The organism is Caballeronia sp. RCC_10, from assembly GCF_041360715.1.
Lineage (GTDB): Bacteria > Pseudomonadota > Gammaproteobacteria > Burkholderiales > Burkholderiaceae > Caballeronia > Caballeronia grimmiae.
Genome location: NZ_JBFUPT010000013.1, coordinates 139,465 through 164,896, shown reverse-complemented (window position 1 = coordinate 164,896; position 25,432 = coordinate 139,465). Strand labels below are relative to the sequence as shown.

The following is a 25,432-nucleotide window of genomic DNA, read 5'->3' as shown; positions in this document are numbered from 1 at the left end:
GAGCGATCGCCTTAAGCGGCCCGAAGCCAACTGGCACCACGAGTCACAACGACGCCTGTCTGACAAAAGACGGTGCGAACGCGAATCTTCCTCGCCCCCTGTGGGACATAACTGAATTTCAGTTCAGGACTTCATCTCTATTAATTCATGGTCCAAATTAATTGTCGGGAGGCCTGCTCCCGCATGGCTCGATAGCAGGTTTAAGCAGTACCATCCTCGAAACTCTATGGACTTACAGGAGCAGCCACCGCTTTATGACGGCGACCACGTGTGCGCGGGCAACAAGCTACATCTTCTCGATAGGTTCAATGCGTCAGCTGGCACTGGCCTGCCGATGAAGTATCCTTGCGCCGCATCGCATCCGAGCTTCTGTATCAGCGCGAGTTGCTCCGCACTCTCAACGCCTTCGGCGACCGTTTGCATGCCAAGCGCGCGAGCGAGCGCCACCATCGCTTCGATCATCACGCGAGCCTGCCGACGGGTCTCAGTAACGGTGAGCTGCTGCACGAACGATTTATCAATCTTGATGCGGTCGACGGGCAACCTCGTAAGATACGAGAGGCTTGAATAGCCTGTGCCAAAATCGTCGAGTGAGACGGTCGCGCCGAGCTTCCGGACCGCCGCAAGCGATCGCGAAGCGGCTTCGAAGTCGCTCACGATGACCGCCTCTGTCACTTCAATGTCTAGAACCGAGGCGGATACGCCCGCGGCCCCGGCTGCTTCCTGGACCAACGCAGCAAGATCGCAGTCTTGAGCCATCGTAGCCGAGAGGTTGACGGCGACCCTATACGGCATGCGGTCCGCCACCTGCCATTGCGCCGCCTCGCGTAACGCAAGGTGGATCAGCCACTTTCCCGTCGCCTCGTAGGCTGAAGACTCGAGCAGGACATCGAGGAAATTTCCTGGCGCAAGGAGTCCTAGTTCAGGATGGTTCCATCGCACAAGTGCTTCCGCCCCATACATGGAGCCCGTGACCAGATTCAGTTGTGGCTGGTAATACAGTTGGAACTGGCCGGTCGCGCTCGCACCCTCGAGGTCTGCGCGTAGTCGAAGACGATTTGAGAGACGCCTCGCGTCCTCCTCACCGAACGTCCACACATGTGAGCCGCCCATGCGCTTCGCGTGATACATCGCAGTGTCAGCGTTGCGTAGCAGCTCGTCGGCGTTTGCCGCCGACACCGGGTAGCGGGCCAAGCCGATGCTCACACTGATTGACGCCCGCACGGACGGCGTCTCGATGCGCTCTCGCATGCGTACGATGAAGTCGCTCGCGACGCGCTCCGCTTCGCCTTCGGGCGCATCTACGAGAAACACCACGAACTCGTCACCACCGATGCGCGAGGCGTGGCCGCGCTCGCCGATCGAGCCGGAAAGACGCTCGCCGATCACGCACAGAACCTCATCTCCCGCCGCATGGCCAAACGAATCGTTGATTTCCTTGAAGCGGTCCAGGTCGATGAACAGCAGATCGACGGAAGCGGCGGTGCCCTCATCGACGAGTTCGCCGAGACGCGTCAGCAGTTCGCGCCGGTTGATCAGGCCGGTGAGCGCATCGTGCGAGGCCTGGTCCGACAGGCGCTCCGACATCGCGCGCGCTTCGGTGACATCGCGGACCAGCACGGTGATGCCGCCCTCGCAGGGAAATACCCGCGCTTCGAACCAGGTATCGAGCGGCGCGTAGAACTCGGTCACGGTGCAGGGCAAGCCGGTCTCGGCCGCCTCGCGATACGCTTTTTCGTACCCCGACCCGATCAGGTCGGGGTATTCCGCCCAGATGTCGCGACCGATCAAGTCCGTCGGAGAACGCTGCAGCAGTTGCGCAGCGGTGCGGTTGACGTTGCGAAACATCCACTGCCGGTCGAGCAACATCACTCCGTCTGTGATGTGATCGAGCACTTGAAAGTCGCCCTCGCCTTTGCCTCTGTGGACATGCTCGCCAGTGAAGCGAAACACGTCCCGCCGGCGCACGGATTGCTTGTTGTTATGCTTCATCGTGCCTTCTAGATGTGATTTGGCCCGAGGTCGAGCGTCTAGGGAGTTTTGTCTTCGCATCTCGGGTCAGTTGGACGTCGACGATTTGAGACTAGGTTAAATGGCGGACCAGTCGCCCGCGAGCGACAGCTCGACGTGTTCCGTACGGTTCATCATTGGTTTTCCGTTTTCCTTTTCGCACGCGCTGCTGCCTTGGTCTGCGGCTCCCGTGCACTGGCTGCTCTTTTTCTGCATTGCCGGCTCAGCTGTTTGCAAGGACTTGAATACGAACATCGCGCTTGGCAAGTGCGCCGGTTATTTCTGCATCGACGTGGCCGCGCCGGGGCCAGCCTGACAAGCGCAGCATTCGCTGCGTGGCTTTGCCCTTCAGGTTAATAGCTTCAATGACTCGTTCAATTCCGTCGCTTTACTTGCCGTGCGTGATTATTCTCCCGCCGTAGTCGTATTTCGCTAAATAGCCGCTATAGCCATAGCTGACTGGGCGAATGCTTTGAAGCCTTTGGCTTGCACCGAGTGCCGGCCATAGAATTCGCTGACATACCATTCACTCGCCTTGACAATGCAGTCGATCATATGCGACGCATGTTTCTATGTCCAAATGGCGGTCGTCGACCCGTAAGTTACGCGTGTGATCGCGTCAGGGACTGGAAGGCCAACATGGAGAGCAAACGGGAGATCAGTGAAAGGCAGCGTTTCTTCACAACGAGGTCCTCGGCATTACATTCCGTCAGTGTTTCTTACTGCGGTGGGGCTAACGGAATAACGGCCCCTGCCTTGGAAACTGAACCGCGCGCTACTAAAGGACAAGTGACGTTCATCGGGCGAGGTCTGATTTCGCAACCGGGTAAGCAGCGTGTCGAGCTCATGCGGACGGCAGAAGCGCCTGATCCGCTTCGCGAAAGTGCCGGCGGACGCGCCCGGCGCCTCGATTCCGCGAACACTGCGCGCGCTATGCGGAAAATTAACCCGAGCATGTAAGAAAGATGTAATAGATGATAACCCTGATATAAGAAAAAATGATTCCTCACATCAAAAGTCGGTATTAGAAGCGGTGGCGTCATGGACCTAAAATTACGTCTCTCAGGTTCGTCACGGCATTCGGATTGAGACGAACTTTCAGCGCCGCTCCTGAACTGGAGCCGGCGCTTTTTTTTGTTGGTCACATGGCCCGGGGCGTTGTCCAACGACTGCATTAGCATTGCGACGCCATGAACTCCGCGCACTCTGGACCAAACAGGCAGACGAACAGGCCAATCGGCGAGGTTCGGCGGTTCAAAGCGGCGGCAGTACGTAAAGACGTAAAGCGCGGTCAGGCCGCTACTGCAAAGAGATTAACTGCGTCGCATCACACGCAACGGTTCGTCATCGCCAATGGCGTTTCCGATACATGCGCATCCACTTTTGTCATTGCAACCACTGGGCGGCCACGAGTAAACATGCGCGAGGAACGGCATAATGCGAAGCAAAGCAATTAGACGAGTCGAGACGAAGCCATGATCGTTCGCATCGCGCAATATCCACCCAAACAGCGCCTATTACTGGGTATCGCATCTACAGCCATAGTATTGCTGGCTCAACAGGCGTTGACATTGCTTGCCCACGGACGGCTCACATTTCTCTTTTTCAGTGCCACGCTTCCATTGATCACGGTGCTATTCGGCGCGTGGTCGGGATCGCTGCTTCTCTTAAGCGGCATCGCATTCGGCGCGCTCTGATGCGGCCTATTGGCAGTTTTGAAGTTCCCCAGCGGGACGACCAAATCGTGCTGCTGGCGTACGCGATGGTCGGCGCACTTCTCGTCGCGGCTGGGCAGCAGCTCGCTAAGGTGGCCCGGCGCGCAGGAAGAGCCGAAGCGGCTACGCAGGATGCAGCAGATCGCCTCTTGCAAGTCGAGCGCGACGCGCGGCACCGGTTCGACGTGGCCCTGAACAGCGCCGGCGTGCCGTTCTTCATCCTCACGCCGGTTGTGTGCGAAGGCCGCATCGCAGAACTTCGATGGGACTATCTGAACGAGGCCGCCGCCCAGTTATTCAACCAGACCGCCGGCGTCGTGGTCGGCAGTTCGACCTCGTATGTGCGTCCGACCGGGTGGGATGCAAACGTTTTGCTCGAGCGACTCGCGCCGCTCGCTGAGCGCCCCGGACGCCAGGCCTTCGACGTACAGGTTCAAGGCGAAAGCGGCGAGCAGTGGTTCCACGTCGTCGCAGCGTCGCTGGAAGGTTCGGTCGTGGCCTGGTTCGTTGACCTAACGCCCCGCGTGCGCGCCGAACAGGCTCTTTCGGAGGCTGACCGCCGCAAAGACGAGTTTCTCGCGACGCTCGCGCACGAACTGCGCAATCCGTTGGCGCCAATCAGACAGGTCGCCGAGATACTCGAACAGACAGGCTTGAAGGAGGAACGCAGGCGCTGGTGCATCAACGTGCTGCGCCGGCAGTCGGCCGCGATGGCGCTGCTTCTTGACGACTTGCTAGACGTGTCGCGCATCACGCGCGGGGCGCTGAACCTGCGTAAAGAGGCCGTTGCGCTTCGAGAGGTTGTCGAAGAAGCCGTCGAGGTAGCGAGGCCGATCCTCGCAGGCAAAGGCCAGGAGCTTGTCATCAAGCCGCCCGCACGGCCATTGCATATCGAGGCAGACCGGCTCCGGCTGGCGCAGGTGCTGGCTAACCTGCTGATGAACGCTGCGAAGTACACGCCACCGGGTGGGCGCATTGAACTCACGGCCACAGCAGATGACGGCGAAATCGTCCTGTCGGTCGCGGACGATGGGATCGGCATTGAGCCTGACAAGTTGTCGGCCATCTTCGCGATGTTTTCGCAAGTGAATCGTGACCAACACCGGCAAGGGGGTCTCGGTATCGGACTCGCGCTGTCCAAATCGCTGATCGAGCTGCATGGAGGCCGCCTGACCGCCGCAAGCGCCGGGAAAAACCGGGGGAGCTGCTTTTCGATTCATCTTCCGGCAACGTCCCGGGTGTTGCCACCGCCGGTTCCGGCGCGCGCTGCGCCTGCCAATCGTTCGTCGGTTCCGAAGCATCGCATCCTGGTCGTTGATGACAATGTCGATGCAGCTGACGCAATGACGACATTCCTCGAAATGGAAGGACACGAAGTACGGACAGTCTATTCCGGCGAAGAGGCGGTCGACCTCCTGGGCGATTACAGCGCGGACGTGATCTTGCTCGATCTCGGATTGCCCGGGATGAGCGGAATCGACGTCGCTCGCCGGATCCGGGCAACGCCCTCGACAAGCGACGCGACGCTCATTGCCATCACCGGATGGGGTCAGCCGCAGGACCGGGCGAGCACAGCGGACGCCGGGTTCGACTTCCACTTCACCAAGCCGGTCGATGTCGGGCAACTCAGTCAGGCTATCGAGACTGCGGATACGGCGCCCTGATCCAACGAGGCAAGTCGTGACGGCTTGCTCTTCGGTGAATCGCGCTTCGCTGCTCTGGAAGCGCGAGAAACGCTGATGAACGGATGTTGAAAGACGTGGATGTTACGAAGATCCAAAGCAGACGCTGGCAGCCTGATCAAGTTCGCGCCGGCCTGCGATCCGATGCCCGGCGCTTCGTCGTCCAGCCATCCCGACAGCGCGCGTGGTTGCCAGTCGATCGACGACGCGGCGAGCCGCATATTGCAACTCGCCGGCCGGGCGACGGTGACACAGGAAGCAGTGTCGGCAAAGCAACCGACCGGTAAAGCAGGTCGTAAATGCTCCCCACGACATTCGATGCTCGCCTTCGCTCAAGTCGGCGATTCCTCCAATCGAGAAAACCGCGAACTATTGCCGCGACCTGTCACGCTCCCAGAGACACGCCGAAAAATGTATAGCGAACGGACGTTGCAACGACCAACCATCGACGCGGGGCGGCGATCCCTTCGGCTAAGGCTTCAGCACAACCTTGATGCAGCCATCTTCCTTATCGCGGAATGTCTTGTACATCTCAGGTCCCTGATAAAGCGGGACCGTGTGCGTGATCACAAACGATGGATCGATCTGGCCATCCTGAATGCGTCGCAGCAGGTCGTCCGTCCACCGGTTGACATGAGTCTGGCCCATGCGCCACGTTAAGCCCTTGTTCATCGAGGCGCCGAACGGAATCTTGTCGATAAGACCGCCGTACACCCCCGGTACCGACAGCGTGCCCGCCGGACGGCAGACGTAGATCATTTCTCGCAGTACGTGCGGCCGGTCCGTTTCTAGCATCACCGCCTGCTTGGCACGATCGTACATGGCATCGACCGAACTCGTCGCATGCGACTCCATGCCGACCGCGTCGATGCACTTTTCGGGTCCTTTGCCTTGCGTCAGCTCGCCGAGGCGTTCCACGACGCTCTCTTCTTCGAAATTGATGACGGTCGCACCGCCCGCGCGCGCCATCGCGATCCGCTCGGGCACACGGTCGATTGCGATTACCTGCTTCGCACCGAGTAGAACGGCGCTGCGTATCGCCATCTGGCCGACAGGGCCGGCGCCCCATATCGCGACCGTATCCGTCGGCTCGATGTCGCATTGCACCGCGGCCTGCCAGCCAGTCGGAAAAATATCACCCAGGAAGAGCACCTGCTCGTCGGTGAGGCCGTCGGGAATTTTCACGTGCGTCCTGTCTGCGAACGGCACTCGCACGTATTCGGCCTGTCCGCCTGGATACCCACCCGTGAGATGCGTATAACCGAATAGACCCGCCGTCGTATGGCCGAAGACTTTGTCCGCGGTCTCCTTATTCCGGTTGGTCCGTTCGCAGACCGAGAAATTGCCACGCTTGCACTGGTCACATTCGCCGCAGATGATCGTGAATGGAACAACGATCCGGTCACCGATACTCAGCGCGCTATTCTCATTGCCGACTTCGACCACCTCGCCCATGAATTCGTGGCCCATGATGTCGCCCGACTCCATGCCCGGCATGAACCCATCGAACAGATGGAGGTCGGAGCCGCAAATCGCACAGGTTGTTACCTTGATGATTGCATCGCGGGGATGTTCTATGACGGGGTCCGGAACCGACTCGCACCGAATGTCCTTCTTGCCTGCCCAGATGAGCGCTCTCATTGCTACCCTCCATCGTTAGTAAGCGGTTGTAGCGCGCGCGGTCATCATCTTCGCAAGGCTGCGACGCGGCAACCGCAAGGCAAGTAGCATTGCCCATACCGTTCAGGCGCACGTGCTTTGCGGTAGGTCTTAACGCAGGCATCGGCGGTTAGGCGGCGTTCCGGCAGACGGTGGATTTGCGTCGGTGTCCATGTCGGCAAGACGGCTATAAGCGGCTGCACGACGTACGCCGGTGTTATCTCCGATAGAGCACGAAATAGACAACCCGTGACTCGGTAACACGGCCCACGAGCGCGCTTGCCACTCTCGACAAAGCTCGCAACGCAAGTGCTGGCATTGCTGCGCTTCGTTGTCCTCGACAAGCTTCCTCCTCGCCCGCCGATGCGGGCTATGTAAGCAGACAATGAAGCGCAGGATGGTGCGCAGCGTCTTGATCATTGGCTAGTAGATCGGGCAAGCCGTCTTGAAGTATCTCCAGGCGGTTTCTCGTTCATGGGTTGGCGAACGGTCACCAATTCAGTGCAAGCGAAAGCCCGATGCCGAAGCGGGCATGGCGATGGCTGCACGCGCCATCACGAGCGCGCATCGCCATGCCAGTATCGGTTAGATTACCTAACGACTTGTAATGCTACCGCTCATGGTATGCCGCTATCAGCAGATGCCGATTGCCCCACGCTACGCGGGTGTAGCCGTCCACATCTGCATCGCCATGACAGATCGCGACGCCGGAGCGTACATATTCGACGTCAGAGTTGCAGCGTCGTGAACGCGCCTCGTCGTCGCGCAGGACCGCGCCGCGCAGTGAGATAGCCCTGACGGCCACCAATGCGGCGCTAACAATGCGATCGTGTACTGCCAGCACTGTCGCAGCCAAGTTCGGTGTTCTGGCGTGTGCGTCGGGCATGCGTACCGTGATGCGGCGATGTCGTCCGCACGGCCACGCCGCTTCATGGACTTGCGTTCGAGCGCGATGCGTTCGTAGGCGGGCAGCATGCATCAGCGCGTAGCTGCGGCCGGTCGACCGTCGTATTATCGTGACGTGATGCGTAAGATCCAGTTATCCAGGCAAGGCGGTCTGACTCATTGCAGAAAAGAGTCGCTGCAATGGCACGCGGCATGCTGACGGTGCCCTTTGATCATGCCCCTCTGAGTGACGCACGCCCCATCGATGGATGCCAGAAACAAGACACTGCACACTAAACGGTCGTCCACGGGCGACGATGCCCGGAGCACATCACGAGCGGGCTTCGTGCGCGTTCGCGGTGCGCGCGAGCATAACCTCAAGAACGTCGATGTCGATGTTCCCCGCGATGCGCTCGTTGTATTCACGGGCGTATCCGGCTCCGGCAAGTCGTCGCTGGCGTTCGGAACTTTGTACGCCGAGGCGCAACGCCGTTACTTCGAATCCGTCGCCCCGTATGCGCGCCGTCTCATCGAGCAAGTCGGCGTGCCGCAAGTCGGTTCGATCGAGGGTCTGCCACCGGCCGTTGCGCTTCAGCAGCAGCGCGGCGCGCCCAATGCGCGTTCCTCGGTAGGCAGCATAACGACGCTGTCGAGTCTCGTGCGCATGCTCTACTCTCGCACGGGCAGCTATCCGCCCGGGCAGCCGATGCTCTTCGCCGAAGACTTTTCGCCAAATACCGTACAGGGCGCGTGCCCGGTGTGTCACGGCCTGGGACGCGTCTACGAGGTCACGGAAGAATCGATGGTGCCCGACGATAGCCTGACTATCCGCGAGCGCGCCATCGCCGCGTGGCCACCCGCGTGGCACGGTCAGAATTTGCGTGACATCCTCGTGACGCTGGGCTACGACGTGGACAAGCCGTGGCGTGATCTACCGAAGAAGGATCGCGACTGGATCCTCTTCACCGACGAACAGCCGACCGTGCCGGTTTATGCGGGCCTTACACCGAAGGAGACGAAAGCGGCGCTCAAACGCGGCGCAGAGCCGAGTTACCAGGGAACGTTCACCGGAGCGCGACGCTACGTCCTGCACACATTCGCGCATACGCAAAGCGCACTGATGAAGAAGCGGGTTTCGCGTTTCATGGTCGGCAGCGATTGCCCTGCATGTAAAGGCAAGCGGCTCAAGCAAGAGGCGCTGCTGGTGACGTTCGCCGGACTCGATATCGCGGAATTCTCGCGGCTTCCGCTCACCCGGCTGACCGAGCTTCTCGAGCCCATCGCACGCGGTGTGTGGCCCGAGACCGATACCGATACCGACAGCCACGTGCTGAACGAGAAAGCGCGGCGTGCAGCGACGGCGAAACGGGTGGCTGCCGGCGGCTCGGCGCACAAAGCGGCACCCGATGTGCGGCGAACGCCCAACCTGTCGGGCGAGAAACGGGCAGCCGCCGAGCGCATCGCAGCTGATTTGCTGGAGCGCCTCGTCACGCTCACTGATCTCGGGCTCGGCTATCTCTCGCTCGATCGGGCGACGCCCACGCTCTCATCGGGCGAGTTGCAGCGCTTGCGGCTTGCGACTCAGCTTGCTTCCCAGCTTTTCGGTGTCGTTTATGTGCTGGACGAGCCTTCCGCCGGTTTGCATCCGGCCGACAGCGAAGCGCTCTTCGTCGCCTTGCAGCGGCTGAAATCGGCGGGCAATTCGCTCTTCGTCATCGAACATGATCTGCATATGATGCGGCGCGCGGACTGGCTCGTGGATGTCGGCCCCGCAGCCGGCGAAGCGGGCGGCGAAGTCCTCTATAGCGGGCCGCCGGAAGGACTCGCCGCGATCGAGGCATCGCAGACACGGAGGCATCTGTTCGCCACGCGTTCACGCTCGCGGCGCCGGCCGCGTGCGGCGCGCGACTGGTTGCGGCTCGCGGGCATCACACGGAACAATCTGCATGGCATCGATGTGGCCTTCCCCCTTGGCTGCTTCACGACCGTGACCGGCATCTCCGGCTCCGGCAAATCGAGCCTCGTGAGTCAGGCGCTGCCCGAACTCGTCGCCGCGCGGCTGGGCCGGTTGTTCGACGATGGCGGCGATGAAGATCAGGACCCGCTGCTCGCGCGCGTGGAGACGCCTGCGGGCGGACATATCGTCGCGGGCATGGAGACCGTGAAGCGCCTCGTGCGGGTCGATCAGAAGCCGATCGGCCGTACGCCGCGCTCCAATCTCGCGACCTACACAGGCCTGTTCGATCATGTGCGCAAACTCTTCGCCGATACATCGGCGGCGCGCAAGCGCCGCTACGGCGCGGGCCGCTTCTCGTTCAACGTCGCACAGGGCCGTTGCCCGACGTGCGAGGGCGAGGGCTTCGTGAGCGTCGAGCTTCTTTTCCTGCCGAGCGTCTTTACCTCATGCTCGACGTGTCACGGATCGCGCTACAACCCGCAGACGCTGGAGATCGAATGGCACGGCAAGAATATCGCGGACGTGCTTGCCATGAGCGTCGATACCGCATGCGCCTTCTTCGCCGCCGAGCCCGCTGTGATGCGCGCGCTCACCGTGTTGCGAGATATCGGACTTGGCTATCTGCGTCTCGGTCAGCCCGCGACGGAGCTATCGGGCGGCGAGGCGCAGCGCATCAAGCTCGCGACCGAATTGCAGCGTGCGCATCACGCCGACACGCTTTATATCCTCGATGAACCGACCACCGGCCTTCACCCCGCCGATGTCGACCGTTTGATGACGCAGTTACAAGGACTCGTCGATGCGGGCAATACCGTAGTCGTCGTCGAGCATGACATGCGGGTCGCGGCTGACAGCGACTGGGTCATCGACATTGGTCCGGGGGCGGGAGAGGACGGCGGCAGCATCGTGGTGGCGGGCGAGCCGCACGTCGTTGCGCGCCATGCGGAGAGCCGCACGGCGCAATATCTTCGCGAAGCTGTGTGACGTGAGTGCCGGGTGAGTTGACGCCCGTCGGTCGACGGGTACGACGGTCCAGCACATAGCCAATTCAACGCGCAACAGACGGGTCGCAATGATCATTGTCATAAGCAGGCGGCCCCCTGCGTTTTAGCGCCCTTTCGGACGGGCTTTGGATGCACGACCGTTCGAGCTTGCGCGGCTTGCTGTGAACTATGCGACTGCGTCATGTGATAGGCGGCCCTCGCATTTACCGGGCACACGTTCGTTTGCGCGCTGAACATGTCGGCGCATTCAATGCCTAACCGCAGGCCTCGGCGAGGTCAGTCTGTGAGAAAGCGGAGGGCGGACATCAAATCAGGATAACGAAGTTGTATTCGGATGCCGTTACTGCTTTCACGGCACCAGGGCCTGTTCCAAACGAATGAAACCGGTGCCTATCTGCGCTAGTCCGTGCATACGCGAGACATTGCGACGATCGCCCGTCACGGCGGCGCGGCATGTGACCCAAATGTCACATGCAAGTAACGAGTTCCTTGCGACGTCGACAGCTATCAATACGGCACTGGCGGCGACGAATTGCCCCTGCCGACGATGCGGCGTGTCGTCTTTGAACTCAGCGCCACTGGCGAATCGCATTACAAACCGACAGACGCCAGGGTGACCAGACAAACGCCGACATCTAACCGATACAACTGTGAAAGCAGCTGCATCTTTGTCAGCGTCTTGTCACATCAGAGCGATCGAAGCAAAGCCCTGCAGAAGGACCATAACTTATGCTCGAAATTTGGACGCGCCGACGAGCCATGCTCAGCGAAGTGCCCGCCGGAAGCGGGCCGAGCGTGCCGGTTGGCGCTCGTTCTGACAGGAATAGCGAGAAGTCGTTGCGCTGCGATCATGGATCACCGTCGTCGCTGGACACGGTGTCATTACCTCGCCCGTCGAAGGTTATAGGTTGTTCAAGCATTCGTATATAAGCACCCGTGTGCCTTAGTCGGCTTTGCATAATTTGCATCCGTTACGGACATCTCTTGCCGGTGGACGATGCTTGCGATAACTCGTTCGCCGGTCAGGCTTGGACGAGCGACGCGAGTCGATATCGGCGGCGCAGCTTTCGACGATGCGCATCACGCCGCGTGCTTGATGAACTCTGCAGCGGGCACGCGGATGGCTGCAAAGCCCTCGTGCAAGCATCGTCGACAAATCAACAATGCTGCATCATGAAATTAGGATCACTATAGGTGCGCTGATCTTAGCCATTGGTTATCGGCCGCTCATTTTGGTGTACCGGACCGGAAGCAAGAGGAAAGAACAAGACAGGACGTTAGCGTCAGAAACGAAGCGCTGATAGATCGGGAGACCAGCCGTCCCGCAGGTACGCCTGCGGGTTTGTCGACGCCGTCAGCCGCCGAGCGGTCTGTACGGCTCAGGCTTTTTGCAGTCGCCTTCTGAGGAGCACAATATGAAAGCGGTTGTATATCGCGGTCCTTGCCAGGTCGCCGTAGAAGATGTACCGGATCCCAAGATCGAGCGCCCGACCGACGCCATCGTCAGAATTACCACGACCAACATTTGCGGATCCGACCTACACATGTACGAGGGTCGAACGGACTTCGAGCAAGGGCGCATCTTCGGTCACGAAAATCTGGGTGTGGTTCAAGAGGTGGGACCGGCGGTCGAGCGGATCAAGCCCGGAGACTGGGTGTGCCTGCCGTTCAATGTAAGCTGCGGCCATTGCAAGAATTGTGATCGCGGCCTCACTGCGTTTTGCCTGAGCGCCAACCAGCCGGGCATTGCGGGCGGTGCCTTCGGCTTTGCGGACATGGGCCCATGGCCGGGCGGACAGGCTGAGTATCTTCGGGTGCCTTGGGCGGACTTCATGTCCTTGAAGTTGCCGCCGGACGCGGAGCAGAAGCAGACCGACTACGTGATGTGCGCCGACATCTTCCCGACCGGCTGGCACGCCACCGAACTAGCCGGCATGCGGCCCGGCGACGCAGTGGTCATCTACGGCTCGGGTCCGGTGGGTCTGATGGCCGCGCACTCGGCCATGATCAAGGGCGCCCGCAGCGTCATGGTGGTCGACTGCCATCCCGACCGGCTCAAACTTGCCGAGTCGATCGGCGCAACTGCGATCGACTATTCGAAGGAAGACCCGGTGCAACGGGTCATGGACCTGACCCACGGGCTTGGCGCGGACGTCGGTTGCGAATGCGTCGGCTATCAATGCCACGATCCGGCTCCACAACGCCATGAAAACCCCAATCTAACAATGAACAATCTGGTGTCATCGGTGAAGTTCACCGGCGGAATCGGAGTGGTTGGCGTGTTCGTGCCCGAGGACCCGAACGCACAGGACGAACTGGCAAAGAAAGGCAAGATAGCATTCGATTGGGGTAAGTGCTGGTTCAAGGGCCAGCACATCGCTACCGGCCAGTGCAACGTCAAGGCCTACAACCGGCAGTTGCGCGACCTGATCGCTGCGGGCCGCGCGAAACCATCGTTCGTCGTCTCGCATGAGTTGAAGCTCGGCCAGGCGCCTGAAGCCTATCAACACTTCGACGTGCGCGACCACGGCTGGACCAAGGTGGTCTTGCACCCCGGAGCCTAACGACTTATGAAGCTATCCTAACGAAACGGGGGCTCGATCAAAGGGCCATCGAGATCCCCCGTTAGAACCCGCACCGGCCAGCTGCATTTAGGCGATGCAACCCACGGTGCTGTTTGCCGACGCATCGGCAACCGTTGGAAGATCGCAGTCGTCGCGAACTGATTACAGCGATCCCGCTGCACGCGCCAGTGCGCGTAGCGGGTGTCATGACCACTCACCGCTTTTGCTGAAATCCCACGTCTGCCCGAGGCTCGAAGCGGTATTCGTTCGGCCGGTCGTCAACGACTGCCATCGGCACATATCATCGGGTGTGTCCTCTCCTCACGCACCCTCACTGCCGCGCCGCGAGTGCCTTCTGCTGAACGCGCGCACACGCCCGCGTATCGAATAGCGGCGTGCCCGGCGCGAGCAGACAGAGATAGTTCGCCGCGAGCGCACGCTGACGCTGCCTGCCTTCGCCGAGAACGGCAAGACAATGCTCCTGCGCGACGAGCCCGCCCATGAAGTAGCGCGTTCCCCGTCGAAAGCGTCCGCCATTGTCCTGCCACCACCGGTCGATGCGCTCCACATCCGGCCAAGGAAGGCCGTCGTCGCGATCCATGGCGACATCGTCATCGCGGGGATCGTCGTTCGGACCCGGCGCGAAGTCCGCCGGATGGGCGCCTGCCAGCTTCGACTCGACGAGATCCACGCCGGTCACGAGGGCGAACGCCTCGCCAGCGATACGCGCGAACCGCCTATCGCGCATGTGGGCGATCATCCACGGCACGTTGTCCGGCAACCCAACGATCCCGCTCGCCTCGACGAGCGTGCGCTCATGCCGGGTATCGGCCGGTACGCGCTTCAGCGCATCGGCGCCGTGCTTCGGATCCATCGCCTGCAACGCGAGTGTCAGTCCACGCGCCCTGCGCGAGTCCAGCACGAGCGCCGCGTCGAACAGCGCGTCAGCTTCCGCGCCTCGCGCGCCGAGCAGGACAGCCGACCACGCGGCCCAGAACTGGCATTCGGAATCGGCGGATGCGGAGCCCGGATGCGTGAGCGCGGCGCGTACATCGTCGAGGCAGCCGGTTTTTCCGAGCTGTCCCGCGACGCGCAACGCCCGCGCGCGCACCGCCGGCGACGCCGCCTTTAGCCAGCCCGAGGCGAGGCCCGGGTCGCGTCCGTGCATCGCGCAAGCGGCCAACGCGATTTCCTGCCGCAGCGCCGAGCGCGAGCTGAGCATGTCCGCGACCACCGAGCGAAGACAGCATGGATCGACCCAGCCGAGTGCCGACACGACGCTGGCGATCTCACCCGGCGCGGCTTCGACGGCGGCCAGTACCGCCTCGAGCCGCAGCGCGTCGCAGCCTTCGAGCGCGAGGACGGCCGCGACGAACGCCGCTCCGTGCGTTCCGCTCGCAAGCTCCAGCATGCAGTGACGCCACGCGGCTGCGCCCGACACCTGCAACGCTTCGAGGTGCGCGGCGAGCCGCTCATCGGCCTCGGCGAGATCGGCGAGCGCGTAATCGGGCGCGTCCGCCGCGCGGCGCCGCAACAGCCACAAGAAAGCGGCGTCTTCGGCATAGCGGCTCACGAGATCGTCGATGACTTCGCTCATGATCCGTCCCGCCGACGCGCCGCGCGAACGACGCATGCTGCGCGCCCCTCGCCTTCCGACGCGAGTTCGATCATCGCCACGCTGCCCGGCCGGTAACCGCGCGCGAAACCGTGCGCGCTCATTAGCAACGCGAGGGGGCCGCTCGCCGCGCCTATCTCGCCGACGGACAGTGCCGGGTAATGCACGATCAACCTCTCGCGCCGCGTCCGGTAATAGCGCGCCCGAGCGAGCAGCGCTTCCCACGACGCATAGCGCTCGCCGTTGCCGTTCGAGACCACCCAGTCGATGGCCGCTTCCGCGAGCCCTGCCGCCGACGCGGCCGCGCGCAACGCGGCGACGAGCGCGCGCCCCTGCGAATATTCGCTCGACGTGGCCGACTGCGGCTCCAGCGCATCGCCCGTACCGAGGATTTCGAGAGACATGGCGGTGTCGCCGGGCCGCTCGCGCGCGAGAAGGACGAAGGCCGCGCCCTCTCCCGGCGTGAGGCCCTGCGCGGTGCCTTCGGTGCGCAAACGGCCCGCCGCGTCGAGCCGGACATATTCCTCGTCGATGACATAGGAATCCGCGCCGCCGACGATCACATGATCGATGCCGTCACTGGCGAGCAGGGCCGCCGCCTGCCGCAAACCCGCGATGGTCGACGCCGCCCCGCCCTGCGCCACGTCCCTGATGTCCCGAAACGGCAGCCGGGTGCGGGCGGCAATCGCCCAGCCGAAGCTCGCGAAGGCGGCGGGGTCGTCGAATCCGGCCTGGCGAAACGGCTCCGGCGGAATCGCGACGAGCGCCGTGCGTCTCGCATCGAGTCCATGCCGCGCCGATATTTCTGCGACCGCTCGCGCCGCCAGATTCACGAGCCAGCCAACGGGCGTGCGCCGCAAGGTCCAGTGCGCAGGCACGCGCGCGACCGCCTGCGGCTTGCCGAATGGCGCGGTGCGAAACACTTCCTCGATGCGCACTGCACGCGCGCGAATGCCGGCGCAGGTTTGCGGCCCATTCAGTCCGACGGGCGTCACCGCACCGCCGCCGATCACGTGAACGCCCGAGCTCATGGGTGAAACGCCGGCCGTCCGGCCAGCGTGCCATCGCCACCCTGCACATCGAGATACCGCTTGTCGCGCTGCCGCGCCGCAAGCCATCCCGCCGTCATATGCCCGAACACCAGCGCGCGCAGCCGCGGCGCATTGCGCACCGCCGTCACGGCGAGCCGCGCCTTCAGCGTGACCGTCTGCGCGTCCGCGTCGATCAGGACGGTATCGGGGCGAAGCGCGCGATCGTCCACTCGATCCTCGAAGACGAGGCGCGCGGGAACGTCGAGGCGCGGCAACCGAAAACGCCACAGCCCCGACGCCGTGAGGTTGCGCAACTCGACGATCTCGCCGCCAGCGAGCGCCGACGTCTGCTGATCGGGCGGCGCAATCTGATTGAAGAGCGGATCGAAGTCGGCGGGCGGCAGTGGCCAGACTTCGTCGACCCAATGCTGGTCGTAGGTGCCGGCGAACCGTGCGCGCGGCATCCAGTGACGCGCCACGCTGCCGAAACCGGCCGGCGTGAAGTGATCGCCGCTGCCGCGCGTCGGTCGATCGAAATATTCGATGTTCGGCAAGCGGCTCATGACGGACGCGTCGCTCGACCTCGCGTTGCGGTAGCCCACGCCGACCGGGTTTTCCAGATACACGTCGCCGTCCGCAAGCGTGCCGCCGAACGCGCGTTCGTAGACGATCGGCATGCGCAAGAACGGCATCGGCGCGCCCTCGCCGCGTGCGAGAAGCGCGCGGTCGCCGATCACGCGCAAGGTCTTGCGGATATCGGCGACACACAGGGCGACCGTCACTTCATCGGCGGGACGGCCGCCCGGCGCGTGAGCGCATCCGCGCACGACCACATCCACGCGCGGCTTGTGCGGCACGATATCGGCCTCGATGCGCGGACTGGAGCGGCCCGGTTCGCCCGCCGGCACGTCCTCGAACGCAACGGGCGTCTGTTCGGGCGCGAGGCCGAGCGCGCGACCGGAACCATCGCTGCCCGGCGCGTCGTCGAGCGCGGCGAAGCTCGCCGAAAGGACCGCGACGAGCACCTCCTGGCCGTCGCCGTCGAACTGGACGTGGGTCGCCGCCTCGAACGGCGTTCGGTTCTCGAGCGTGACGTCGAACATGATTCAGCACCATTCGCCCTGCTCGTCGAGGCCGATCGGCCAATACGGCATGGACGTGAGCAGCGTCACGGCGTCTCGTTCTCCGGCGTCGGCAAGCCATTTCAGCAGCACGATTTCCGGCGCCACGCGCTGCCTGAGCGGCAGAGACTTGATGATGTCGTCGCAGGCAAACCAGAAAAACCGCACGAACCAGACGAATTCAGGCGCCGAGGCCGGTCCTGCGGCGCGCACTTCGAACGCCTCACGGACGGCTTCTTCGTGGGTACGGCCCGGGCGCTCGCGCGCGGCGACGCAGTCGCGCCACCACTGGTCCGCCGTCGGGTACAGGAACTGATATCCCTCCCGATAGGCTTCGAACATCTTGCGCAGTTTCGGATGCGCCTGGCCGAGCGCGCCCATGCCGCGCCCTTCCGGCAGCGGCGTGCCGCCTTCGATGTCGCCGGGCGCGCCCAGCAGGGTCTGGATGGCATCGTCGACGTTGTGTAGCGTTTCGAGCGGCATTAGCACATCCCTCCTTCCGGGTCGGATCCTATCGGCACGAACACGAACCCCTGCATGATCTCGTACACATCGGGGGCCGCATTCGCAAGATCGTCAATGAGCAGATCGGCTGGCCGCACATACTCGATGTCGGGCGGCGGAACGTCCTCGCCCCAGACATCGTGGTCCTCGCCGTCCGAACCGGACGCGTTCGCCGCGGCGTGCTGGTCGTTCAGATCGTCGATGGCGAAGAAATACTGCCGAAAGATGCCGATGATGCGCGGATGCCCTGCCGGTCCGGCCGGCCAGCGGCGGTGAAACGGCGCCGTCGCGGCGGCGGGCACCGGCTCCGTCCAGCGGTACGGACAGCGCGCGTCCCACCAGGCGACGATATCCGGCGTCACCGCGCGCATCGCGGCGATGTATTCCTGCTGAAGCTGCTTGTAGGCGTCGTTCATTGCGTCTCCGCGGTGCGGTGAAAGTCATCTGCGGCTGATGATCCGCCCCGCATAAGCCCGCGCCTGCGAACCCTGCGAGTTCGAATGCCGCCGGCAATGCGGCTTGACCATCTTCGCTTGCGACATCTTCTTCATGAAGCCCTTGGGACTCGGCTGCGGGCGCAGATGACACCCGCCCATGGCCCAGGCCACGCATAGCGGCGGCTGATGATCCGGCGTCATGTCCGACTGGTCCTTGTCCTTGTACGCACCGCCGCGCCGCGTCTTGTATTCCGAACTGCTGCGCAGCCATTTGCCCCACTCGGCCGGGTTCTTGGGATTCACGGTCAGCGGGGTTTCGCCCGCGCGGAACTCGCGGCGGCATTCCCAGCACTTCTTGTTTTTTACTTTCTTTTCCTGCGCGGCGGTGATGGGAGGCGAGTGCTTGTCGCGGTCGTACGGCGGGCAGGGCTTGTCCGCATTCTTGCCGAGCGCCTTGCGAAAGCGCGTGATCGCCGCGGCATCGACGCAATTCGGCGGATCGCACGCGGTGTTCTGAATCATCATGTCGCCGTGGCAGGGCACGCCTTTGCCTTCGACCAGCACCGACCGGCACCACGACTTGAACGAACCCATGCCCTTCGTCTTGTGCGTCACGACGCCGCCGCCCTGCGTGCCGGCTTCGTTGCCGGTGCTGGTCGAGATTTCGGAGGCATCTTCGAGCGCGGTGGGTTCGCCGTCGATCAACACCGATTTGCTGCCTTTGGTGAGATCGCTCGCCTGAAGCATGTTGACGTAGGGCACGGGCGCGGGAACACCGGGCGGCGGCGGGGGCGACAGGCAGACATCACCGGGCGCGACACCCTTGCCGCCGCTGCCCCGATGAAAGAAACCCATGCCCTCCGCGAACACCGTGCAACTCATGACGCTTTCCTCTACGCGCTGCACGTGGAAGGACGTGCATGTCACGAAGACGAATCACGCGACGGCTATTTCAATGGTGAGATGGGTTTCGAGGCTCGCGCAGGGGACGACGCAATCAGCTTGCGAAGTGCGTGATGTTCGTCGCGAACGATCTCGCGTTCCGGGAGCCTGTGGCTTTACGTGGTATCGCGTCGCCCTGTCGCGCCATGGCGATCCGCGCGCTGGTCCGATTCAGAGGCGACGCACAGGCGTTGTAAGCCGGGTCGTTCGAGGGAAAGCATCGCGAACTTATGATGGCCCTTTTCGACCGCCCCTGCGGTAAGTCCGTGTCAGCACGATCAGGTACATGAAAGTACAAGCCCGCACCGACGCGCTATAGCGTTTCTTCGTAACGGCAGTTGACGAGCAGCTCCGCCACGCTCGTCGTATTCGGCAACTCGATCGTATTAACGACGAGAACCGCCAGGTCTCGCGGCTGAGTCATATCCATCGGATCGATATCGGCGATGCCGGCGGCCATGTCCGTATTGACGAAGCCGGGACACACCGCGGTTGCGCGCACGCCATCGTCCCAACCGGCGCGGCGCACCGCATGCGTGAGCGCCACCATCGCGTGCTTCGACATCTGATAGCCGACGTTCAGGTTCTTCACCCGTTTGCCGGAAAGCGACGCCAACTGCACGAAGCGTCCCGCGCCCGCGCGGCGCAAATGCGGCAGCGCCGCCTGCACGAGCCGGAAAGGCGCGTTGACGTTGATGTCGTACGTCTCGGTCAGCAGCGCATCGGTGCCGGTGTCGAAGTCGATCATCCGGCAGATGCCCGCGTTGCTCACCAGCACGTCGATGCGGCCGAAGCGCGCGAGCGTCGCATCCACCCAGGCGCGGGCGGCGTCCGGGTCGCGTGCTTCGTACGGATGCAGCAACGCGTCCGGGACGCCATCATAGGCACCCGTGTCGCGCACCCCGAGCGACAGCCGATATCCGCGCCGCGCGAGTTCCAGCGCAATCTCGCGCCCGATGCCGCGGCTTGCACCCGACACCATCGCCACCTTGTCCATGTGCCACTCCATGTGCGGTCTGTCCTCGTGCATCAGAAGCCCGCGTCGATCGTGATCTTCGTGCCGTCGCTAAAGCGCTCGAGACGGAAAGCGTGCGGGTCGACGAGCGGTGCGTCGCCGTTGACGAGATCCGCCATCAGCCGGCCTGCGCCCGGCCCGATGCCGAAGCCGTGTCCCGAAAACCCTGTTCCGATGAACATGCCCGGCAGGCGCGCCACGCCGGAGATGATGGGAATCGCATCCGGCGTCACATCGATATAGCCCGCCCACCGCTGCGCGATCCGCGCTCCGGACAGGTGCGGAAACGCTTCGGTGAAGGCCTTGAGACCTTTGTCGACATATGGCACCACCGGGTCCGGGTCGAGCGTGCGAACGTGTTCGAACACCGTGGATTCGTTGAGCGGCCAGCGGCGCGGCCGCCTGAGTTCATCGAAGAAGCGCTTGCCGACCTGAATCTGCAGCGCGCCCAACTGGCTCTTCAGCGCCTCGATGTATTTGAAGAACAGGCGGAAGGAATCGGGCGTCAGGTCCGCGTGTGTGCGCAGGCCGTAAGCGACCGTGTAGCCGCCGTCCGCGCGCTTGCGAAACGCGAATTCCTCGTTGTTCGCGCTGCACGTGGGTCCGCCTTCCAGTGGTTCGGTGCGCAGCACGGACGCACGCGTGAGCAGTTGCGGCAAGTCCACGCCGAGATTGCCGCAGAAGTAGCGCGTCCATGCGCCGCCTGCCACGACCACCGCATCGCAGCGGATGGTCCCGTGTTCGGTGACCACCGCGCTGACGCGTCCGCCGCTGGTCTCCATGCCGCGCACCGCGCACGGCGTGAGGATGCTCACGCCCTTGCGCCGCAACGCGTTGGCGATGGCCGGCGCGGCCTTCTGCGGTTCCGCGCGGGCATCGCCCGGCGTGAAGATGCCGCCCTTGAAGGTCTGCGTCGCGCCCGGCAGCAGCTCGGCGATCTCACGCGTGGCGACTTCGCGCGTGTCGAATGCACCGTCGCCGGCGATCTCGCGTGCGCGCCTGAGCCAGTCACGGTGACGCTCGAGAACGCCGTCATCGTTCGATACGTACAGAATGCCGCACTGATTGAAGCCGGTGTCGATGCCGAGTTTTTTGTCGAGCGTGCGCCAGATCTTGAGGCTCTCGATGCTCAGCAGGAACTCGCGGGGATCGCGTCGGGTCACGCGCACCCAGCCCCAGTTGCGGCTCGACTGCTCGCCCGCGATGTGCCCCTTCTCGCATAGCGCCACGGACAGCCCTTTCTCGTGCAGCGCAAGCGCCGTTGACACGCCGATGATGCCGCCTCCGATCACGACCACATCGGCGCGTTCGGGCAGCGCGATATCGTCGGCGACGGTGTCGACTTTAGGACCCATGTTTTTCTCTCGTCGAAATGAGCGTTACGGACGGCGCTCGGCCACGGCCGCCGTCTGCGATTGAAGCGCTTCCTCGTTTCGCACGTTGCGCGCGGCGCGGGAAGCTTTCTGCCGGCGCGCGGCAGGATGGAGGAAGCGGTTGGTCCAGCGGTCCAGGTGATTGATGGCGTGCGTGAGCGGCACGGTGATGAGCAAGTACACCGCGCCTGCCGCCACCAGCGGCGACAGGTTGGCCGTATTGACCGCCGCGTTCTGTCCGATGGTGAAGAGATCGCGCTGCGAAGTCAGCAGCCCGAGGAAGTACACGAGGCTCGAATCCTTGACGATGGAGATGAACTGATTGGCGAGCGCGGGCAGGATGCGCCGCACGCCCTGCGGCACGATCACGTGACGCATGCCGCTCCAGTACGTCATGCCGAGCGCCTGACACGCCGACATCTGCCCGCGTCCGACGCTCTGGATGCCCGAGCGGAAGATCTCCGCGATATACGCCGACGACACCAGCGCCAGCGCGACGATGGCGAGCGGATACGGATTCGGCCCGAACAGTGAAAGTCCGACCGGCGCCAGTCCTTGTCCGACCACGAGGATAACGAGCGCGGCGGGCAAGCCGCGGAACACGTCCACGAAGACACGCACCGGCCACGTGAGCCAGCGCGTGTGCGACACGGCGCAAAGCGCCAGCGCCATTCCTGCGACGATCCCGAGCGCCGTCGAGATCACCGACAGGATCAGCGTGTTGACGAGACCCGTGCCGATCAGCGACGGCAGGGAATCGACGAGCAGCGGCCAATCCAGGAAGTTCTGCAGGAATGCATTCATGAGGCTCTCTCCTTGGTCTTGACGAAGCGTGACGGGCCGCGGTTACTTCATCGCATACGGCGGCATCGGATCAGGCTTCGGATAGCCGGGATTGAACTGCTGGTAGAGCTTCAGCCACGTGCCGTCCGCGACCAGTTCGCCGATGGCCTTGTTCACCGCCGCTTCGAGCTTCGCATTGCCCTTGCGGATAGGAAAGCCGGCCGGCAGATTCGACGCGGAGATGTCGAGCTTGTCGGCGAGTTTCAGGTCCGGATACTTGCCTTGCAAACCTTCCAGCAGCGTCTTGTCGATGAAGTAGCCGTCGATGTACTTGTTGCGCAACGCCAGAAAGCCAGCGTTGATGTTCGGAAAACGAACGATCTGCGCGCCCGGCAGATAGCTCTGCGAATACGTGTCCTCGATCGTCCCCTGCACCACCCCGATGCGCTTGTCCTTCACGGAGGCCACATCCGCGCCGATACTGCTGCCCGGCAGCGTGCCGACGCTCAGCAGACCCGTCAGATAGCCTTCCGAGAAATCGACCATCTTGAGCCGTTCCCTGGTGATCGAAATGGAGCCGGCGGCAAGATCGATCTGCTGGTTCGCCACGCTCGGCAGCAGCCCCGCGAAGTCCTGCGCGCGAAAGTCGGCCGCGAGTCCGAGCTTCGCGGCAATGGCGCGCACCAGTTCGACATCGAAGCCCGTCATCTTGCCGTTGTCGATATACGAGTACGGCTTGTTGTTGGCATCGACACCGGCGACGATCTTGCCCGGCGTCAGCGTGCCGACATCATCGGCGGCATGGGCGGTGGTCGCGGCGCCGACCAGAAACGATGCGGCCACCGCGAGATGGCGGGCAAGACGAAGTAATCGCATGATGAGGCTCCCTTGAATTGGACAGCGGTGGGTTCAATGCAGGATGCGCGAGAGAAAGTCTCTCGCGCGTTCGGAGCGCGGACGCTCGAAGAAGGCTTCGCGCGTATCGTCTTCCACGATGACGCCTCGGTCCATGAACAACACGCGGTCGGCCACGCGCTTCGCGAAGCCCATTTCGTGGGTGACGCACAACATCGTCATGCCGTCCTGCGCGAGCGTGGTCATCACGTCGAGCACTTCGTTGACCATCTCGGGGTCGAGCGCGGAAGTCGGCTCGTCGAACAGCATGGCGACCGGGTCCATCGACAACGCGCGGGCGATCGCCACGCGCTGCTGCTGACCGCCCGACAATTGCGCCGGATACTTGTCCTCATGGCCGCCGAGCCCCACACGGCGCAGCAGCGAGTGGGCGCGTCCGGCGGCTTCGTCGCGGGCGCGGCCGAGCACGTTCATCTGCGCGAGCATCAGATTGCGCTGCACCGAGAGATGCGGGAACAGCTCGAAATGCTGGAACACCATGCCGACGCGCGCACGCAGCCGCGCGAGGTTGACCCGTCTGGCCGTCACGTCGACGCCATCCACCACGATCTGCCCACTCTGCACCGCTTCGAGGCCGTTGACGGACTTGATCAGCGTGGACTTGCCGGACCCGGACGGCCCGCAAATCACGACGACCTCTCCGCGCGCGATGCTCGCCGTGCAGTCGTGCAGCACGCGATGCCCGGCATACCACTTCGAAACGTTGTTCATCTGAATCATTGCCGCTCCTTGCAGGTACTTAGTCGTCCCTACGAACGTGCTTGACTTGCTGCCTAGGAGAGCGCCCCGCGCACCCGCCCGTGCCACATATCGCCGATACGGTACAGCGCGCTGCCGACGGGCACGGCCAGCGTGCCGGCCATTCCCGCGCGCGAGAGAGGAAACGCCCCTTCCCCGAACGCACCGACATCCTGCTCGACGCCGGCCATGTGCCTGCCGATGCGATGCCCCAGATAGCTCATCAGCGCGACGCCGTTGCCATTGCAGCCGAGCGCGTAGTGCACGCCATCGTGCTGACCGATGTGCGCGAGCTTGTCGCCGGTCATCGCGACGAAGCCTTTCCAGGCATGCGTCACGCGCACGTCACGCAGGGCGGGCCACAACTGCACGAGCTTTGCATACAGCCGCCGCGCGGCCTCTCGTTCGTCGATCTCGCGGATGGCGGGCCGCGACCCGAAGATCATGCGCGTGCCGTCCGGCGACGGACGCGTGTAGAAGAGATTGCGCTTCGAATCGCTGATCATGCGGCGGCCCGGATTCAGCACGTCCATCAGGCCTTCGGGCAGCGGCTCGGTGGCGATCTGGTAACTCGCGACCGGCAACACGCGGCGCGAAAAGAACGGCATCAGCGGACCGGTATAGCCGTTGGTGGCGACCAGCACCTGCCGCGCATCCACCACGCCGCGCGCAGTGTGAACGCGAAGGCCCCTATCGCCGCTCCGCTCGATGCGCTGCACCGCCGCGTGCGAATGCAGCGTCGCGCCGCGGCGGCGCGCGAGATCACGCAGCGCACGATGATATTTCGCGGTGTGCAGCCCGCCGTATTCATCGACGAGAATGCCGCCGTAGTAGTAGTCGGAGCCGATGATGCCCCGCTGCGCATCGCGCTCGATCACATGCACCGTGACGCCGGTCTTGTCGCGCAACAACTGGCCCTGACGACGCAGCACGTCGAAATGCGCGGGCGTGTAAGCGCCGAAGAAGCGGCCGGTGATGCGCAGGTCGGCATCGAGCGATTCCTCGGCGACGGTGCGCTTGAGATAGTCGAAGCTCGCCATCGACTCCTGCATCAGCCGTGTGAGACGTTCGGCCGAGACGCCGCGAATCGCGTTGGTCAGCGCGAGCTTCTGACCGCTCGACACCATGCCGCCGCTGCGCGTGCTGCCGCCCGCGCCGATTTCGGCGGCATCGAGCACCGCGACGCGCGCGCCGTGCTTCGCCGCTTCTGCCGCCGCCGACAGTCCGCAATATCCGCTGCCGACGATGACCACGTCCACGTTTGCCGGCACCGGTTCGGGCGCGGCTTCGGGCGGAGCGGCATCCCACCAGTACGGAGTACAGCGGAACGTCTCATGGAACAGCAAGGCATCGGCACGCATCAACTCAACCCTGTTCGCTTGATTCGAGTCCAGTGTCGCCCTGGCAAATCATCCGGTCAAATAGCGCCAAAAACGGCTTCCATTCATTTCTGATATGGCAATCTGTCGACTCCGGCCGATG

20 protein-coding genes are annotated in these 25,432 nt (G+C 63.2%); 5 read left to right on the top strand and 15 right to left on the bottom strand.

Annotation, left to right across the window (positions count from 1 at the left end):
• Positions 1–252 precede the first annotated feature (252 nt).
• Positions 253–1,992 (bottom strand): putative bifunctional diguanylate cyclase/phosphodiesterase, encoded by a 1,740-nt coding sequence (locus AB6804_RS21925; RefSeq protein ID WP_370888256.1) that lies wholly within the window; start codon positions 1,990–1,992, stop codon positions 253–255.
• Positions 1,993–2,092: 100 nt separating this feature from the next.
• Here AB6804_RS21925 and AB6804_RS21920 point away from each other — a divergent pair, with 100 nt between their 5' ends.
• From AB6804_RS21920 to AB6804_RS21910, 3 genes are all read left to right on the top strand, one after another.
• On the top strand, positions 2,093–2,326 hold the full coding sequence (locus AB6804_RS21920) for a hypothetical protein (RefSeq protein WP_370888255.1): 234 nt from the start codon (positions 2,093–2,095) through the stop codon (positions 2,324–2,326).
• Positions 2,327–3,485: 1,159 nt separating this feature from the next.
• Positions 3,486–3,707 (top strand): hypothetical protein, encoded by a 222-nt coding sequence (locus tag AB6804_RS21915; RefSeq protein WP_370888254.1) that lies wholly within the window; start codon positions 3,486–3,488, stop codon positions 3,705–3,707.
• Positions 3,708–3,754: 47 nt separating this feature from the next.
• Entirely contained in the window at positions 3,755–5,389 is a 1,635-nt protein-coding gene (locus AB6804_RS21910; RefSeq protein ID WP_370888253.1) for an ATP-binding protein, read from the top strand.
• A gap of 489 nt (positions 5,390–5,878) precedes the next feature.
• Here the strand turns inward: AB6804_RS21910 and AB6804_RS21905 are convergent, their stop codons facing one another.
• Entirely contained in the window at positions 5,879–7,048 is a 1,170-nt protein-coding gene (locus AB6804_RS21905) for a zinc-dependent alcohol dehydrogenase (protein ID WP_370888252.1), read from the bottom strand.
• Between the two features lie 628 nt (positions 7,049–7,676).
• Positions 7,677–7,952 carry a hypothetical protein gene (locus AB6804_RS21900; RefSeq protein ID WP_370888251.1) on the bottom strand — a complete coding sequence of 92 codons (276 nt, stop codon included), beginning with the start codon at positions 7,950–7,952 and terminating at the stop codon, positions 7,677–7,679.
• A gap of 264 nt (positions 7,953–8,216) precedes the next feature.
• Between AB6804_RS21900 and AB6804_RS21895 the strand changes: the two genes are divergently transcribed.
• Both AB6804_RS21895 and AB6804_RS21890 read left to right on the top strand, forming a co-directional pair.
• The gene (locus tag AB6804_RS21895) at positions 8,217–10,892 is read left to right on the top strand and encodes an excinuclease ABC subunit A (protein ID WP_370888250.1); all 2,676 of its coding nucleotides are present in this window, start codon (positions 8,217–8,219) and stop codon (positions 10,890–10,892) included.
• A 1,435-nt stretch (positions 10,893–12,327) separates the two neighbouring features.
• Positions 12,328–13,476, top strand: a complete 1,149-nt coding sequence (locus AB6804_RS21890) for a glutathione-independent formaldehyde dehydrogenase (RefSeq protein ID WP_370888249.1) — start codon at positions 12,328–12,330, stop codon at positions 13,474–13,476.
• 331 nt (positions 13,477–13,807) lie between these two features.
• Here the strand turns inward: AB6804_RS21890 and AB6804_RS21885 are convergent, their stop codons facing one another.
• From AB6804_RS21885 to AB6804_RS21830, 12 genes are all read right to left on the bottom strand, one after another.
• Positions 13,808–15,073, bottom strand: a complete 1,266-nt coding sequence (locus AB6804_RS21885; protein WP_370888248.1) for a TIGR02270 family protein — start codon at positions 15,071–15,073, stop codon at positions 13,808–13,810.
• Positions 15,070–16,122, bottom strand: a complete 1,053-nt coding sequence (locus AB6804_RS21880) for a hypothetical protein (protein ID WP_370888247.1) — start codon at positions 16,120–16,122, stop codon at positions 15,070–15,072. Before AB6804_RS21880 ends, AB6804_RS21885 begins: the two co-directional genes overlap by 4 nt.
• On the bottom strand, positions 16,119–17,225 hold the full coding sequence (locus AB6804_RS21875) for a DUF2169 domain-containing protein (protein ID WP_370888246.1): 1,107 nt from the start codon (positions 17,223–17,225) through the stop codon (positions 16,119–16,121). The genes AB6804_RS21880 and AB6804_RS21875 overlap by 4 nt, the downstream gene beginning before the upstream one ends.
• 3 nt (positions 17,226–17,228) lie before the next feature.
• Positions 17,229–17,726 carry a hypothetical protein gene (locus AB6804_RS21870; RefSeq protein ID WP_370888245.1) on the bottom strand — a complete coding sequence of 166 codons (498 nt, stop codon included), beginning with the start codon at positions 17,724–17,726 and terminating at the stop codon, positions 17,229–17,231.
• On the bottom strand, positions 17,726–18,163 hold the full coding sequence (locus tag AB6804_RS21865) for a hypothetical protein (protein ID WP_370888244.1): 438 nt from the start codon (positions 18,161–18,163) through the stop codon (positions 17,726–17,728). The genes AB6804_RS21870 and AB6804_RS21865 overlap by 1 nt, the downstream gene beginning before the upstream one ends.
• A gap of 24 nt (positions 18,164–18,187) precedes the next feature.
• Positions 18,188–19,066, bottom strand: coding sequence for a PAAR-like domain-containing protein (locus AB6804_RS21860; protein ID WP_370888243.1), 879 nt, complete (start codon positions 19,064–19,066; stop codon positions 18,188–18,190).
• 373 nt (positions 19,067–19,439) lie between these two features.
• Positions 19,440–20,123, bottom strand: coding sequence for an SDR family NAD(P)-dependent oxidoreductase (locus AB6804_RS21855; RefSeq protein WP_370888242.1), 684 nt, complete (start codon positions 20,121–20,123; stop codon positions 19,440–19,442).
• Positions 20,124–20,155: 32 nt separating this feature from the next.
• Positions 20,156–21,496, bottom strand: coding sequence for an NAD(P)/FAD-dependent oxidoreductase (locus tag AB6804_RS21850; RefSeq protein ID WP_370888241.1), 1,341 nt, complete (start codon positions 21,494–21,496; stop codon positions 20,156–20,158).
• A gap of 24 nt (positions 21,497–21,520) precedes the next feature.
• Positions 21,521–22,318: an amino acid ABC transporter permease gene (locus tag AB6804_RS21845; protein ID WP_035963177.1), complete on the bottom strand. Its 798-nt coding sequence runs from the start codon at positions 22,316–22,318 to the stop codon at positions 21,521–21,523.
• A gap of 42 nt (positions 22,319–22,360) precedes the next feature.
• Complete coding sequence (locus tag AB6804_RS21840; protein WP_370888240.1) at positions 22,361–23,173, bottom strand: substrate-binding periplasmic protein; 813 nt, start codon at positions 23,171–23,173, stop codon at positions 22,361–22,363.
• Positions 23,174–23,206: 33 nt separating this feature from the next.
• Positions 23,207–23,932 (bottom strand): amino acid ABC transporter ATP-binding protein, encoded by a 726-nt coding sequence (locus tag AB6804_RS21835; RefSeq protein WP_370888239.1) that lies wholly within the window; start codon positions 23,930–23,932, stop codon positions 23,207–23,209.
• A 53-nt stretch (positions 23,933–23,985) separates the two neighbouring features.
• On the bottom strand, positions 23,986–25,311 hold the full coding sequence (locus AB6804_RS21830) for an NAD(P)/FAD-dependent oxidoreductase (protein WP_370888238.1): 1,326 nt from the start codon (positions 25,309–25,311) through the stop codon (positions 23,986–23,988).
• Positions 25,312–25,432 lie beyond the last annotated feature (121 nt).